The organism is Pseudomonas sp. P108, assembly GCF_032613195.1.
Taxonomy (GTDB): Bacteria; Pseudomonadota; Gammaproteobacteria; order Pseudomonadales; family Pseudomonadaceae; genus Aquipseudomonas.
In genome coordinates, this window is the sequence record NZ_CP126691.1 from 2,995,922 (window position 1) to 3,010,751 (window position 14,830).

The window sequence follows — 14,830 nt, forward strand, 5'->3', positions numbered from 1 at the left end:
GGCCACGCTTCAGGATCGAGGGTCGAACGCGTCTCGCAACGCTTCGCCGATAAACACCAATAAGGAAAGGATCAGCGCCAGGGTGAAAAACGCCGTCAACCCAAGCCACGGTGCTTGCAGGTTCTGTTTGCCCTGACCGATCAACTCACCCAGCGAAGCACTGCCGGCAGGCATGCCGAAACCGAGAAAATCCAGCGCGGTGAGGGTGGAAATCGCCCCGGTCAGAATGAACGGCAAGTAGCTCAGTGTCGCGTTCATGGCGTTGGGCAGAATATGCCGGAAAATCACCTTGCGGTCGCTCAGGCCCAGCGCACGGGCGGCTTTGACGTACTCCAGATTGCGTCCGCGCAGGAACTCGGCGCGCACCACATCCACCAGTGCCAGCCAGGAAAACAGCGCCATGATCCCCAGCAGCCACCAGAAATTCGGTTCGACAAAACCGGAGAGGATGATCAACAGGTACAACACCGGCAGCCCTGACCAGACCTCCAGCAAACGTTGCCCGAGCAGATCGACCCAGCCACCGTAGTAGCCCTGCAATGCCCCGGCGGCGATGCCTATCAGGGCGCTGACAAAGGTCAGCATCAAGGCAAACAGAATCGACACCCGCGCGCCGAATATGACCCGTGCCAGCACATCCCGCGACTGGTCGTCAGTACCCAGCCAATTGACTGACGTCGGCGGGCTCGGCGCCGGTTTGGTGAGGTCGTAGTTCGGCGTGTCGTCACTGAACGGGATCGGCGGGAACAGCAGCCAGCCACCGTCCTTGCGAATCAGGTTCTGCACGTAATCGCTGCGATAATCAGCCTGGAACGGCAGTTGTCCGCCGAACTCCTGCTCGGTGTAGCGCTTGAACACCGGGAAGTACCATTGGCCTTGATAGTTGACGACCAGAGGCTTGTCATTGGCGATCAACTCGCCCCCCAGTGTCAGCACAAACAGGCCGATGAACAGCCACAGCGACCACCAGCCACGACGGTTTTTCTTGAAGCGCTCGAAGCGCCGACGGCCCAGAGGCGAGAGCTTGAGCATCAGGCGTTCCTCGCGGCGAAGTCGATACGCGGATCGACCAGCGTGTAACACAGGTCGCCGACCAGTTTTATCAGCAGGCCGAAGAGGGTGAAGATGAACAGCGAACCGAACACCACCGGGTAGTCCCGCGAAACCGCGGCTTCGTAGCTCATGCGCCCGAGACCGTCGAGGGAGAAGATCACTTCGATCAGCAACGAACCGGCGAAGAACACACTGATGAACGCCTGCGGGATACCGGACACCACCAGCAGCATCGCATTGCGGAACACATGGCCGTACAGCACACGGCGTTCGCTCAGGCCTTTGGCGCGGGCGGTTACCACGTACTGGCGAGTGATTTCATTGAGAAACGAGTTTTTCGTCAGGATCGTCAGTGTGGCGAAACCACCAATCACCAGCGCCGTGACCGGCAGCACCAGGTGCCAGAAATAGTCGGCGATTTTGCCGAGAGTCGACAATGATTCAAAGTTGTCCGAGACCAGGCCACGCACCGGAAACCAGTTCAGCGACGTGCCGCCGGCAAACACCACGATCAGGAACATCGCAAACAGAAACGCCGGCATCGCGTAGCCGATGATGATCGCCGTGCTGCTCCAGATATCGAAATGACTGCCATGATGCACGGCCTTGCGGATCCCCAGCGGGATCGACACCAGATAGGTGATCAGCGTCGCCCACAACCCGAGGGAAATGGTCACCGGCATTTTTTCCAGGATCAGATCGGTGACCGTCGCGCCACGGAAAAAGCTCTTGCCGAAATCCAGTTGCGCGTAGTTCTTCAACATCAGCCACAAGCGTTCGTGGGCCGGTTTGTCGAAGCCGTACTGTTTTTCGATGTCCTTGATCAGTTGCGGATCGAGGCCGCGACTGGCACGCGAAGTGCCGCTCATGGTTTCGCTGGCGCCGCCACCGACACTCGCGCCGCCGATCCCTTGCAGGTGGGCGATGGCCTGTTCTACCGGGCCGCCGGGCGCGGCCTGAATGATCACGAAATTGACCAGCAGAATGATCACCAGCGTCGGGATGATCAGCAGCAGGCGCCGCAGTATGTAACCCCACATCAGTGCGGCCCTCCGGGTCTGCCACGGGCAATTTTTTCGGCGGTCATCTGCTGATTGGTCAATGGTGTGCTGCTTATTTCCCACCAGCTCTCGATGGCTTCGTCATTGCTGGCTTGCACCGACGGTATGCCGAAACGGTTCCACCAGACGGTCGAGGTGCCGGGTGGATAGTAGTTGGGAATCCAGTAGTAATTCCATTGCAGCACCCGATCCAGAGCATGGGCGTAATGCAGCATGTCGGACTGGGTTGAGGCGCGAATCAGGCCGTTGATCAGCGTATCCACCGCCGGGTTTTTCAACACCATGTAGTTGTTCGCGCCCGGGTCGTTGGCCGACGCGGAAGCAAAGTAATTGAGCAACTCGCCTCCCGGCGAAGTGCTGACCGGGTAGCCCGTGACGATCATGTCGTAGTCGCGGCTCATCAGGCGATTGACGTATTGCGAGGAGTCGATGCGGCGAATGTTCAGGTCGATACCGATCTGTTTCAGCGTGCGCTTGTACGGCAGCAGCAAGCGATCCATGCCGTTCTGGCTGACCAGAAAGGTAAAGGTCAGCGGCTCGCCCTGGGCATTCACCAGTTGATCGCCATCCGGTTTCCAGCCAGCCTGTTCGAGCAATTCGAGTGCTTGCAATTGTTTGTCGCGGATCAGGCCGCTGCCGTCGGTCTTCGGCGCTTCAAAGACTTTGCTGAAGACTTCGTCGGGAACCTGGCCGCGCAGCGGTTCGAGGATTTTCAGTTCCTGTGCATCGGGCAATTCGCTGGCCGCCAGTTGCGTGTTGGAAAAGTAGCTCTGCTGGCGGATATACATACCGCGCATCATCTGCCGGTTGCTCCATTCGAAGTCCCAGAGCATGGCCAGGGCCTGGCGCACACGGCGATCGGCGAATACAGGTTTTTGCAGGTTGAACACAAACCCCTGGGCTGATTGCGGCGCCTCGGTGGCCAGATGAGCTTTTTGCAGGCGCCCGTCGCTCAGTGCGGGACTGTCGTAGCCGATCGAGTAGCCGGTGGCCGAGAACTCGCGGTTGTAGTCATAGGCACCACCGCGCAGCACTTGCCGAGCGACGTCGGTATCACCGAAGTACTCGATGCTGAAATGATCGAAATTGTAGAGGCCGCGACTGACCGGCAAGTCTTTGCCCCACCAGTCGGCGTTGCGCTCAAAGGTGATGCTGCGCCCCGAATCGACTTTGCCGACTCGATAGGGGCCGCTGCCCAGTGGCGGTTCATAGCCACCACCCCCGGCGAAATCGCGGCTCTTCCACCAATGTTCGGGAAATACCGGAAGGGTCGCGACGTCCAGGGGCAGGGTGCGGTTTTCATTGCTCTTGAAGTCGAACCGCACGGTCAACGGGCCTTCCACTTCGACGCCTTTGACGTCAGCAAACTGGGTGCGATAACGCAGGCTGCCCTGAGTCATCAATAAATCGTAGGTGTAGCGTACGTCTTCGGCGGTAATCGGCTTGCCATCGGCAAAGCGTGCCTTGGGATTGATGAAGAACCGCAGCGACAGACCATCGTCCGAGCGCTCCATCTTTTGCGCAACCAGGCCATAGACGGTGTAAGGCTCGTCCAGCGAGCGCTGGGCCAGTGGCGAATAAAGCAAGCCATCGATCTGAGTAACGCCGATGCCTTTGTCTATATAAGGAAGGACATGGTCGAAGTGGCCAATCTCGATGGCCGAGCGGCGCATCGTTCCGCCCTTGGGGGCTTGCAGGTTGGTGTAGTCGAAGTGGCTGAAACCGGCAGGGTACTTGGCAGGTTCGCCGTAAACGGTCAGCGCGTGTTGCGGTGCAGCGCTCACGCCAGCGGCACCCGTCAGCAGGGTGAGGGCGGTGAGCATCAATGTGGGGAAAACCAGTCGCATTGTCAGCCTTGGAACCGGGAAATCGATAAGCGCAAGTTGTACGCGAGAGGCGCGTGAGCCGCCAGCCGTATGTGTAACTGAAACGCAACGGCCCACCAGAAGGCGGGCCGTTGGTAAACAATCAGGCGACGGATCAGTCCTGACGGCTGGTGACTTCCAGCAGGTGATAACCGAACTGAGTCTTCACCGGACCTTGCACAACGTTGATTGGCGCGCTGAAGACCACGGTGTCGAATTCCTTGACCATCTGGCCAGGACCGAACGAGCCCAGGTCGCCGCCCTGACGGCTGGACGGGCAGGTGGAGTTGGCTTTGGCGACTTCGGCGAAATCAGCGCCGCCTTCGATCTGGGCCTTGAGTTCGTTGCACTTGTCTTCGCTGGAAACCAGGATGTGGCGGGCAGTGGCTTTAGCCATGGGGAAACTCTCCAATCTATTTCAGTAAAGTGTGGAGCCTACCGGATTCAGTGGGCGAATTCTCGGCAAAGTTCCGTTCGATTGTCCGTGGCTTTGATCAGAGATTCGCGGCGCACAGACGTTCGGCATGTTCAACGTACAGTCCAATCGGATCGGGCACAGCCGTGACGGGACTGGCTGTGCGGCGCAGGCTGCCCAGATGGTCAAGCGGATAGTCGGAGCGGATCACCTGTCCCAAGTGAGAGCTGAAACGGCCGACGAAGCCATCGTTCTGCTGCGTCTCGGTCATGAAATATTGCGACAGTGCATGGCAAATGTGCTGGGCGGGATCGAGTGTCGACGGGCTGTTTGCCGGCAGGACGCCGCTCCATGAGTAATAACGCACGCCGTTGACCTGTTCCGGGCCGTGTCCGCCCCAGGTCTTGGGCAGGCCCTGCGGAAATTTGTCGTTGAAATCGCCCACTCCTTCGGTCGTCAGCGCATTGAGCGCCGCCAGCGCGTTCTGCGGCAACGTCATGCTGCCGCTGAGCAACGAAAGGAAGTTGGCAAACAGCGTCGCGACGTTCTGTGCGACAGCCTCCGGCAGGCGCCCGGGTACCAATGCCTTGCGCAGAAAATCAGCCAGTTCCGAACCGTGGTTCGGCCCGCTGACGGAAGTCACCGAGGCTACGGCGTGTGGTGCAAGCGCAGCAGCGTATCGAGCCGCCAATGCTCCCTGACTGTGTCCGATGAGATTGACTTTGTCGGCACCTGTGCCACGCAGGACACGATCAATCTGTGCAAGCAGTTGCTCACCCCTTGTTTCGTTTTTGTGGGTGGCAGAAAGGTGTGGAACAAACACTCGGCTGCCGGCTGTTTTCAAGGCGTCCTTTACATCATGGAACAGCTCGAAATGACCGATGCGCTCGAATCCGAACAGGCCGTGTACCAACAGGATGGGATAGCGAGTTGAAGCATTCCGTTGCATGTTCTTACCTTTTTCACAGAAGTTCATCGGGGAATCCGGAGGCCACTCTAAAACACTCATCTCGTTGAAGAAGTAGGAAGAGACTTCTCTTGGCCGATGAATCTGGACTAGGAGTTGTACGAATTTTCAGATACTTGTGAAATCCGAATCGGAACTTGCAGCCATCTATCGCTGGGTTGATCGCGTTTTTGTGCAGTTTGCCTACCGAGTTCGATGCCTTTGCCGAGTGCCTGCGGCGGAGCCGGCTGACATCGGAAATGTGAGGGGTAGCGTTCAATGTTGGTTGTCGGCGCCGCCCACGAAGCGGCGTTTTTTCCAAGGAATGGAGGCACTAATGAACACGCACGAAGTCGAGTTTTGCTACCGGATGCGCCACCACGTCAGTCCTTGTGTGGCGAGCGAGTTGCTGCCAGCGGTCACCATCGATTCTCTGGAGGGAACGGTGCTGGATCCTTCGCTGGGCAAGGTCGTTGTCCGAATCGCTCCTTATCCAGGCATGGCTTGCGGCGATCAGTTGCTGTTGAGTTGGGAGGGCCTCGATATAGAGGGCTTTGCTTATCAGCATGAGATGGTCCGCCATGTCAGCGCAGCCCAGGTCGGCAGGGATGTGATTTTCGTCATCAAAGGCCTGCATATCGCGGCGCTGGATGGCGGTTCGCTGCAGATCCACTGGAAGTTGCGCAGTGCTGGAGCCGAGCCTGCGCTGTCTTCGCCTGTGCAATTGTCTGTCGGAGATGCACGGTCGCAGTTGCTCGCACCGATTGTCGAGGGGCTGATCGGCGGGACGCTGGATCCGGCGCGAGTGCCCGAAGGCACGCTTGTCGTGCTCCAGCCTTATGCTCGAATGGCGGCGGGGGATCGGATTACGTTGCAGTGGGGCGCAGATGCATTGCCGGCAACGTTCAGCGATTGCTTGAAGGTCGAAGCCTTTGCAGTCGCGGAGGTGTTGTCATTTTGGGTGGACGGGGCGCATATCGCTGAGCATCTTGGTGGCGAGGTGATGGTGCGCTATCGCGTCGAACAGGTCGATGGAACGGTTCGCGAATCCGAAGCTGCAAGGATTCTGGTCACCCCGTTTCTGCGTGGTGAACTGGACGCTCCTGATGTGCTTGAGGCTGAAGATGGCGTGCTGTTGAAAGAGGATTCGATCGATGGCGTCACCATCGTGATGGGTAATGCTCAGACGCAGGAAGGCGAGTTGGTTTACCTCAAGTGCGACGGGGATCTTTTCAATCACCGGGATGACCGCGAAATCACTCGTGAGTCGGCGGGAAAACCACTGATCTTTATCGTGCCGCACCGATTCTGGCGTGAGCACCATGGCACGACTGTGCGTGTGTCTTACACGGTTGAGCGTCTGGACGATGTCAGTCAGGAGTCTGCGGTGGCGCGGGTGCGAGTGGAGGTTTAGCGGCAGCGTCGCCCGCCTTCCGGATTGCAATCAATTCGGAAGGCGGGCCTGGCAATCAGCCTTTGGCGTGTGCAGCAAGACGCTGCGCGGCGTCAAGGAGCAAGTGTTCCGTTGCGCTGAAACCGAGGCAGCCATCAGTAATCGAAACCCCGTAACGCAGGGATTCGCTCAGCGGTTGGCAACCTTCGAACAGGTGAGACTCAATCATCATGCCGATCAGAGCACGATCACCTTGCAAGCGTTGCTCAAGCACTTCGTTGAATACGGCAGGCTGACGCAATGGGTCCTTGCCGCTGTTGGCGTGGCTGCAATCGACCATGATCCGGCTCGGAATTTTCAGTCGGTTCAGGTCGGCATGGATTTTTGCCACGCTGTCGCGATCATGGTTCGGCCCTTTATGGCCCCCGCGTAGCACCAGATGGGTGTCGGGGTTGCCTGGCGTTTGGATGACGGCCGGATGCCCTTGGCTGTCGACGCCGAAATGCCGGTGCGGATGGGCGGCCGAACGCATGGCGTCAACGGCAATGGCGGCGCCGCCGTCGGTGCCATTCTTGAAACCGACCGGCATGCTCAGTCCACTGGCCATCTCCCGGTGGATCTGCGATTCAGTGGTGCGGGCGCCAATTGCGACCCAGCTCAACAGGTCATCGAAGTATCCGGCCGCCATGGGTTGCAGCAACTCGGTGGCCACCGGCAAGCCGAGGCGGATCATTTCCAGCATCAGCTCGCGCGACAGCGTCAGGCCGCCAGCCATGTCGTCACTGCCATCAAGATGCGGGTCGTAGGCCAGGCCTTTCCAGCCGACCGTGGTACGCGGTTTCTCGACGTAGGCGCGCATCACCAACAGCATTTCGCCGCTTACGTCTTCAGCCAGTCGAGCGAGCTTGCCGGCGTACTCAAGTGCAGATTGTGGATCGTGGATAGAACAAGGGCCAACGATGACCAGCAGTCGCGGGTCCTGGCCATTGAGAATGGCGCGAATCGCCTGACGATGGGCGGCGACTTGCAGGTTCAGGGCATTGCTCAGAGGCAATTGCTGTTTGAGTTGCAACGAGCTGGGCAGACGCAGGGTCAATGCTTCGTTGGCAGAGTTCAAAGTGGACAGCGGCAGAGCAGAAACGGACGAGTTCATATTTGGTCTTCCTGGGCTGGCGGCGGGTTCTTCCCGCTCGCTCGGCCCTACTGGGGTGTTCGACAGTTGGCCGTATTGGCTACGTGTATGTGCTTGCCACCTGTAGGTGACCGATCGGAGGCGGCAGGCTGTCCCGAGCGGAAGCTGGTAAATCGCCAGGCGCTGGAGCTGTCGTAACGGTAATAAGTGGCGTAGTTCATGTCGTGAATCCTCAAAATGTCTGGTGTGTTGCGGAAAAAGTCTGGGGCTGAAAAAACAAAACCCCCGGTCGGGAGGCCGACCGGGGGTTGAGAATTCTCTGGTAGGCGACCCGTTTTCATGGGCGCCGTTTGGGTATCAGGCGCGCCAGTGGCTAAACCAATACCCAAAATAAAAGCTGACCGGAGCGCAAACGTCATTTACCCGGGCAGCCGCAACCGAGCGCAAGGCGCTGGCGGTACGAAGCTGTGAAAGGGCGTTGAACATGGTCTGTCTCCGATGAATGGGCCGAGCTTACTAGAGGCCGATATGCCTCAGCAATCAGAAATTGCTATCGCATAATCAACAAAACGCCTATTGCTCGATTCACGCAAGAGTTGTGACACTCTGCGCTTCGCTTGATTGCCAAGGATGAACCGTGTCGACATTGACCATTGCCGCAGCCCAGAGCATTTCCATTGCCGGTGACCTCTCCGGGAATATTGCCCGACATCGTCGCTTCCTTGAGGCAGCAGCAGAGCAGGGTGTCGAGTTGCTGGTTTTTCCCGAGCTGTCGCTGACTGGCTACGAAGGAGAAACGGCCGCAGCGTTGGCGATCGAACCGCAAGATGCCGTGCTGCAACCGCTTAGGGATCTGGCCCGAAAGCTTGGGGTGACTGCCGTCGTCGGCATGCCAGTTCGGCTGGAGGACAGTGATTCGGTGCGCATTGGTGCTCTGGTCCTGGGGGCTGATGGTTCGCTCGGCGTTTACAGCAAGCAGCATTTGCACGCGGGCGAGGAATTGGTTTTTGCACCCGGTCTCGGCGGTCCGACATTGAACATCGGCGGCGAAGTGGTCGCGCTGGCAGTGTGCGCCGATTTCTCACATGCCAGCCATGCCGCGACGGCCGCAGACCAGGGCGCAGGCTTGTACGCGGCCGGCGTGTTGATCAGCGAAAAAGGTTACGCGGCCGACACAGCAATACTTCAGGGCTACGCCCGGCAACACGCAATGGCTGTGTTGATGGCCAATCACGGAGGGCTGACGGGTGGTTGGCAATCCGCTGGGCGCAGTGGCATCTGGTCTGAAGACGGTTCACTGATCGTCGCAGCTGCGGGGGCGGGCGACCTTTTGGTCGTGGCTCAGTGTAACGATGGTGTGTGGCAGGGACGGGTTGTCCCTGTGGTTGGCACGCCATGACATTTCAGCTTCGAGAGGCAGTGCCAGAGGATCTGGCGTTTGCCCGCGATCTCACCTGTCAGAACATGTTGCGCTATTACATTCGCCATGACCTGTTATGGCAGGACGAAGCGTTTGACGTGGCATGGTCAGGGCGGCAGAACTGGCTGGTAGTGCAGGGCGGGCTGACGGTGGGCTTTCTCAGTCTCAGCCGGGATATGCGCGCACTGTACATTCGTGAATTGCAGATTGCTGAAGCGTTTCAGGGGCGAGGTGCGGGTTCCTGGGCGATTGATCAGGTTATCGACATGGCCCGCAAAGAAAGGCGCCCGGCTTTGCGACTGACCGTATTCGAAAACAATCCGGCAAGAAACTTGTATGAAAGAAAAGGACTACAGGTTCAGGGTGCGGACGAGTGTTTTCTGCGAATGCAGCTTGATATCAGTACACGTGTGCTCTGAAAGCCACGGCCGGCAAGCCCTCAATGATGAATTGAAACTTTTTAAATGACGCATTCTGCTAGGTCTGCGTGGCACTTTTTGCTAAGGTGTCCGGCATTCCAATATGACCATATCGCGAGGTGTCTGCTTGATTAGGGTGCTAGTGGTCGATGACCATGATCTCGTTCGTACAGGCATTACACGTATGCTGGCCGATATCGATGGCTTGCAGGTGGTTGGCCAGGCCGAATCCGGGGAAGAGTCCCTGATCAAGGCCCGAGAGTTGAAGCCCGATGTGGTGCTGATGGACGTCAAGATGCCTGGCATCGGCGGCCTGGAAGCCACGCGCAAACTGTTGCGCAGCCATCCGGATATCAAGGTTGTCGCGGTTACGGTGTGTGAAGAGGATCCTTTCCCGACACGCTTGCTACAGGCAGGGGCTGCGGGTTATCTGACCAAGGGTGCCGGATTGCCGGAAATGGTCCAGGCCATTCGCCTGGTGTTTGCCGGTCAACGCTATATCAGTCCGCAGATCGCCCAGCAGTTGGCTATCAAGTCCTTCCAGCCGTCCAACGATTCTCCCTTCGATGCGTTGTCCGAGCGGGAAATTCAAATCGCCTTGATGATTGTCGGCTGTCAGAAGGTACAGATCATTTCCGACAAGTTGTGTCTGTCGCCGAAAACCGTGAACACCTATCGCTACCGTATTTTCGAGAAGCTTTCGATCAGCAGCGACGTCGAGTTGACACTGTTGGCGGTTCGTCACGGCATGGTTGATGCCAGCCTCTGACCATGACTGAAACATTCGATTCCGGCGCGTTTCTGTCGACAGTCAGCGGGCGCCCTGGCGTCTATCGCATGTTCGACAGCGATGCGCGCCTGTTGTACGTGGGCAAGGCCAAGAACCTCAAAAAGCGTTTGGCCAGCTACTTTCGCAAAACCGGTCTGGCGCCTAAAACTGCTGCCTTGGTCGGGCGCATTGCGCAGGTCGAAACGACCATCACCGCCAACGAAACCGAAGCGCTGCTGCTTGAGCAAACCCTGATCAAGGAATGGCGGCCGCCGTACAACATCCTGTTGCGCGACGACAAATCCTACCCCTATGTGTTTCTGTCCGATGGCCAGTTCCCGCGTCTGAGCATTCATCGCGGAGCGAAAAAAGCCAAAGGCAAATATTTCGGTCCCTATCCAAGCGCTGGCGCCATCCGCGAGAGCCTGAGTCTGCTGCAAAAGACTTTCTTCGTTCGCCAGTGTGAAGACAGCTACTACAAAAACCGTACCCGGCCATGCCTGCAGTATCAGATCAAGCGTTGCAAAGCACCTTGTGTTGGCTTGGTCGAGCCTGAGGTTTATGCCGAAGACGTGCGCCACTCGGTCATGTTCCTTGAGGGTCGCAGTCACGCGTTGACCAATGAGCTGTCGACGGCGATGGAAGAGGCGGCGATCAATCTGGAGTTCGAACGAGCCGCCGAGTTGCGGGATCAGATCGCACTGCTACGTCGAGTCCAGGATCAGCAAAGCATGGAAGGCGGCACGGGGGATATCGATGTCATCGCGGCATTCGTCAACCCGGGCGGCGCCTGCGTGCATTTGATCAGTGTGCGTGGCGGACGCGTGTTGGGCAGCAAGAATTTCTTCCCGCAAGTCGGGATCGAAGAGGACGTATCGGAAGTCATGGCCGCGTTTCTTGGCCAGTATTTCATCAGCAGCCCTGAGCGCGATTTGCCCAGCGAACTGATCGTCAATGTGGTGCACGAGGATTTCCCGACGCTGATCGAAGCGATCCATGAGTTGCGGGGCCGCGAGTTGGCGATCAGTCATCGGGTGCGCGGCACGCGTGCGCGCTGGCAGCAACTGGCTGTAACCAACGCCGAGCAGGCATTGGGCGCACGTCTGGCCAACCGTCAACACACCGCAGCGCGGTTTGAGGCGCTGGCCGAAGTATTGAACCTGGATGAACCGCCGCAACGTCTGGAATGCTACGACATCAGTCATTCCAGTGGTGAAGCGACGGTTGCGTCCTGCGTGGTGTTTGGCCCTGAAGGTGCGATCAAGTCGGACTACCGCCGTTACAACATCGAAGGTGTCACGGCCGGTGACGATTATGCCGCCATGCATCAGGCCCTGACGCGACGCTTCAGCAAACTCAAGGAAGGCGAGGGCAAGTTGCCAGACATCTTGCTGGTGGACGGTGGCAAGGGCCAACTGTCGATGGCCCGGGATGTTCTGAACGAGTTGGCTGTGCCCGACCTGATCCTGCTGGGCGTTGCCAAGGGCGCCACGCGCAAGGCCGGCTTCGAAACGTTGTATCTAAATGATGCGGCGCATGAGTTCACATTGCGTGGCGACTCGCCGGCGCTGCACCTTATTCAGCAGATTCGCGATGAGGCTCACCGCTTCGCTATCACAGGACATCGCGCACGCCGTGGCAAAACCCGCCGTACATCAACACTGGAAGGCGTTGCGGGTGTTGGGCCGACCCGACGTCGCGACTTGTTGAAACATTTTGGTGGATTGCAGGAGCTGTCTCGTGCAAGCATCGAAGAGATCGCCAAAGCCCCGGGGATCAGTAAAAAGCTCGCAGAGTCGATTTATGCGAACCTGCATAGCGAGTAGAATGCCCCTTCACCTCGTAGCCAGTTGTGCCGATGAATATCCCTAATCTGATTACCGTTCTACGCGTCCTGCTTATCCCGATCTTCATTTTGCTGTTCTATCTGCCTTATCAGTGGAGTTACATGGCGTCCGCTTCGGTGTTTGCCTTTGCCGCAGCGACTGACTGGCTGGATGGTTATCTGGCCCGCCGTCTGGAGCAAAGCACTCCGTTCGGAGCGTTTCTCGATCCGGTCGCTGACAAACTCATGGTCGCAGTGGCGCTGGTGCTTCTGGTCCAGGAACATGGCAATCTCTGGCTCACCTTGCCAGCGGCTGTCATCATCGGTCGCGAGATTGTAGTGTCGGCCTTGCGTGAGTGGATGGCCGAACTCGGCGCCCGCGCCCACGTAGCCGTTTCCAATCTCGGCAAATGGAAAACCGCAGCGCAGATGCTCGCGCTGGTGATTCTGCTGGCCAACCCGAAGGACTTCAGCTTCTGGGTAATCTTGGGTTATGCCTTGCTGATGGTCTCCGCCGGCCTGACGTTGTGGTCGATGGTGCAGTACCTTCGTGCTGCCTGGCCGCACCTGAAGACGGATGTTGAAAAGAAATAAAACTTTTTTGAATCAAGGGGTTGACGGAGCTTCTTAATTCTATAGAATGCGCATCACCAAGCGGGAATAGCTCAGTTGGTAGAGCACGACCTTGCCAAGGTCGGGGTCGCGAGTTCGAGTCTCGTTTCCCGCTCCAAGTTTAAAACGCATTTGTTGTTGTGCTACTGATAACAAATGTTTTGAGGCCGAGTAGCAAAATGGTTATGCAGTGGATTGCAAATCCACCTACGCCGGTTCGATTCCGACCTCGGCCTCCACTATAAACAAGCTCCGTAGATCCATGATTTACGGAGCTTTTTTATTTGCACTGCGCTGCAAGATTTAGTCTTGAAAAACGGGCATTGCGAACTTGCTTCACCGGGAAGTGATGTATATATTTCCCGCTCTGCTGTTCAAGGTTGGATCCTTCAAGGATTGCTGCTTTGCAGCGGAAGACTGCAGCACCGCGCTACCGCCCGAATGGCGAAACTGGTAGACGCATGGGACTTAAAATCCCCCGCTCGTAAGGGCGTGCCGGTTCGATTCCGGCTTCGGGCACCATCTTGAATCAAGGGTTTGCGGGCGAAAGCTGATGCAAACCCTTGTTTGTTTCCGGTCCGCTATTTTGATGTTGGTCCGCATTCCCTGGTCTGCATGACATCCTTACCTAATGACAGGTCGCGATATTGAGCGGTCGCGACTGGTCTACAGTTGTCCCAAGTGTCAGTTACTGGGGGGCAATGAATGTTCAGCCGTTATCCCGAGCAGAAGCAGAGTCGCAAGGTACTCTGTTCACTGGGTGCCGCAATCCTCGCATTGGGAGTATTTCTGATTGCAATCGAGGGCGTGGGTGGAGTTCTTTTCACTGTCATGGGCGGCGGCTTGATGTTGGCGTGTTTCACCGGTGAACGAACATTCGCAAGGATACTTCGCCTGCTGAGTTGGTTTTGAGTGGAGGAGGATTCCCCGTTCCTGATCAGGCTGCCGTAGGGGACTGCTCTCCACCATTTGCCGGCCAGCGCTCCGACCATCAGGAGAGAGCCAAGTGTTTCAGTTCGATCCCTGCAGGGGGCGAAAATATAAAAGGCCTGCATGAGTTTTCTCATGCAGGCCTTTTTTGTGCCTGCTTTTTACTAAGCGCTAAACAAATGCCTGGCCACTAAAGCCGCGAGGCAGGCGCTGAAGTCCGGCCATTGCTGTCAGGCGATCGATCCATTCTGCGCGCCAGTCTGTTGCACTGTGCGTGGTTTTGCCTTGACGAGACATTCGGCGGGCCGCGTTGCGCTGATCCTTTCGTGCCTGCTTGTAGGCATCGGTATTGCGGCAGCTGCGGCACTTCACGCGGTTGAGCTCACGGCTTGCCGAAAGCTGTTTGCCTTTGTGCCCACAGGCCAGGTGCCCGTCGACGTTGAAATGGATAACCATAAACCGTCTCCTGTGTGACGTGTATTGATTTTGACAACTCACGGACCACACCGTTCGGCGTTGGGGCGCAGGCAAAAAAACACCCGCATGCGGGCGGGTGTGAGGGTGTTTTGCAAAGGAGTGATTTCACTGTAGACGCGCAGATGTGATCGTTATGTGAAAACGCAATCGCGGGGGAGAATAAACATTTCGGGCAGGCAAATACGCGGTGACCTGTGTGTCACCGCTTGTGAGGCAAATTCCTGAGACCTTGGCGAAGTCGCTGTCATCTGAACCGAGGCAATGGCCGATCGACAGGTTTTAGCGCCGACAGCGTATTGCGAATCAGCGGAGCATCCTTCTCGATATCGTTGAGCCGGTCACGGATGCGCAGGGCGGTCGGGTGTCCGCCTTGGTGGTCGACCCAGTCGGCAATCTCTTTGCAGGCGGCCGCCAGGCGCGCTTGCCGGGCGTCGAGCAGGGTGAGGAGGGTGGTGATGGACTCTTTTTCGGACATGGAACACCTCCGTTCTATGAAACCTGAGCTGCAGCAAA

Annotated in this window: 15 protein-coding genes and 3 tRNA genes; 10 read left to right on the forward strand and 8 right to left on the reverse strand. The window is 57.7% G+C overall.

Translation table 11 applies throughout. The annotated features are described in order from the left end of the window. Nucleotides 1-9: 9 nt before the first annotated feature. From QOM10_RS13110 to QOM10_RS13130, 5 genes are all read right to left on the reverse strand, one after another. Nucleotides 10-1,032: an ABC transporter permease gene (locus QOM10_RS13110; RefSeq protein WP_127927145.1), complete on the reverse strand. Its 1,023-nt coding sequence runs from the start codon at nt 1,030-1,032 to the stop codon at nt 10-12. Continuing rightward, a complete protein-coding gene (locus tag QOM10_RS13115; protein WP_034154280.1) occupies nt 1,032-2,093 on the reverse strand; it encodes a microcin C ABC transporter permease YejB in 1,062 nt (353 codons plus the stop codon). Before QOM10_RS13115 ends, QOM10_RS13110 begins: the two co-directional genes overlap by 1 nt. Beyond that, nucleotides 2,093-3,961: an extracellular solute-binding protein gene (locus QOM10_RS13120; RefSeq protein ID WP_316918231.1), complete on the reverse strand. Its 1,869-nt coding sequence runs from the start codon at nt 3,959-3,961 to the stop codon at nt 2,093-2,095. The genes QOM10_RS13115 and QOM10_RS13120 overlap by 1 nt, the downstream gene beginning before the upstream one ends. Before the next feature lie 133 nt (nt 3,962-4,094). Next, entirely contained in the window at nt 4,095-4,376 is a 282-nt protein-coding gene (locus QOM10_RS13125) for a peptidylprolyl isomerase (RefSeq protein WP_007912303.1), read from the reverse strand. Nucleotides 4,377-4,473: 97 nt separating this feature from the next. Further along, nucleotides 4,474-5,343 carry a lipase family alpha/beta hydrolase gene (locus QOM10_RS13130; protein ID WP_127930386.1) on the reverse strand — a complete coding sequence of 290 codons (870 nt, stop codon included), beginning with the start codon at nt 5,341-5,343 and terminating at the stop codon, nt 4,474-4,476. 334 nt (nt 5,344-5,677) lie between these two features. Between QOM10_RS13130 and QOM10_RS13135 the strand changes: the two genes are divergently transcribed. Further along, entirely contained in the window at nt 5,678-6,754 is a 1,077-nt protein-coding gene (locus QOM10_RS13135; RefSeq protein ID WP_127927149.1) for a hypothetical protein, read from the forward strand. A gap of 55 nt (nt 6,755-6,809) precedes the next feature. Here the strand turns inward: QOM10_RS13135 and QOM10_RS13140 are convergent, their stop codons facing one another. Then, the gene (locus tag QOM10_RS13140) at nt 6,810-7,886 is read right to left on the reverse strand and encodes a 3-deoxy-7-phosphoheptulonate synthase (RefSeq protein WP_127927151.1); all 1,077 of its coding nucleotides are present in this window, start codon (nt 7,884-7,886) and stop codon (nt 6,810-6,812) included. A 616-nt stretch (nt 7,887-8,502) separates the two neighbouring features. Between QOM10_RS13140 and QOM10_RS13145 the strand changes: the two genes are divergently transcribed. The 9 genes from QOM10_RS13145 (at nt 8,503) to QOM10_RS13185 (ending at nt 13,822) form a co-directional block, all read left to right on the forward strand. Continuing rightward, a complete protein-coding gene (locus tag QOM10_RS13145) occupies nt 8,503-9,264 on the forward strand; it encodes a carbon-nitrogen hydrolase family protein (protein ID WP_127927153.1) in 762 nt (253 codons plus the stop codon). Then, a complete protein-coding gene (locus tag QOM10_RS13150; RefSeq protein ID WP_127927155.1) occupies nt 9,261-9,704 on the forward strand; it encodes a GNAT family N-acetyltransferase in 444 nt (147 codons plus the stop codon). Before QOM10_RS13145 ends, QOM10_RS13150 begins: the two co-directional genes overlap by 4 nt. A gap of 127 nt (nt 9,705-9,831) precedes the next feature. Next, the gene (uvrY, locus tag QOM10_RS13155) at nt 9,832-10,473 is read left to right on the forward strand and encodes a UvrY/SirA/GacA family response regulator transcription factor (RefSeq protein WP_016984198.1); all 642 of its coding nucleotides are present in this window, start codon (nt 9,832-9,834) and stop codon (nt 10,471-10,473) included. Between the two features lie 2 nt (nt 10,474-10,475). Continuing rightward, nucleotides 10,476-12,299, forward strand: a complete 1,824-nt coding sequence (uvrC, locus tag QOM10_RS13160) for an excinuclease ABC subunit UvrC (protein ID WP_127927157.1) — start codon at nt 10,476-10,478, stop codon at nt 12,297-12,299. A gap of 32 nt (nt 12,300-12,331) precedes the next feature. Further along, on the forward strand, nt 12,332-12,892 hold the full coding sequence (pgsA, locus tag QOM10_RS13165; RefSeq protein WP_007950102.1) for a CDP-diacylglycerol--glycerol-3-phosphate 3-phosphatidyltransferase: 561 nt from the start codon (nt 12,332-12,334) through the stop codon (nt 12,890-12,892). 60 nt (nt 12,893-12,952) lie between these two features. Beyond that, nucleotides 12,953-13,028, forward strand: a tRNA-Gly gene (locus tag QOM10_RS13170). Between the two features lie 47 nt (nt 13,029-13,075). Further along, nucleotides 13,076-13,149, forward strand: a tRNA-Cys gene (locus QOM10_RS13175). Nucleotides 13,150-13,345: 196 nt separating this feature from the next. Next, nucleotides 13,346-13,432, forward strand: a tRNA-Leu gene (locus QOM10_RS13180). A 183-nt stretch (nt 13,433-13,615) separates the two neighbouring features. Further along, entirely contained in the window at nt 13,616-13,822 is a 207-nt protein-coding gene (locus QOM10_RS13185; RefSeq protein ID WP_127927159.1) for a hypothetical protein, read from the forward strand. 189 nt (nt 13,823-14,011) lie between these two features. Here QOM10_RS13185 and QOM10_RS13190 read toward each other — a convergent pair whose 3' ends face one another. Both QOM10_RS13190 and QOM10_RS13195 read right to left on the reverse strand, forming a co-directional pair. After that, entirely contained in the window at nt 14,012-14,296 is a 285-nt protein-coding gene (locus QOM10_RS13190) for a hypothetical protein (RefSeq protein ID WP_150752059.1), read from the reverse strand. Between the two features lie 265 nt (nt 14,297-14,561). Beyond that, nucleotides 14,562-14,792, reverse strand: coding sequence for a hypothetical protein (locus QOM10_RS13195; protein ID WP_008082703.1), 231 nt, complete (start codon nt 14,790-14,792; stop codon nt 14,562-14,564). Between the last annotated feature and the right edge of the window lie 38 nt (nt 14,793-14,830).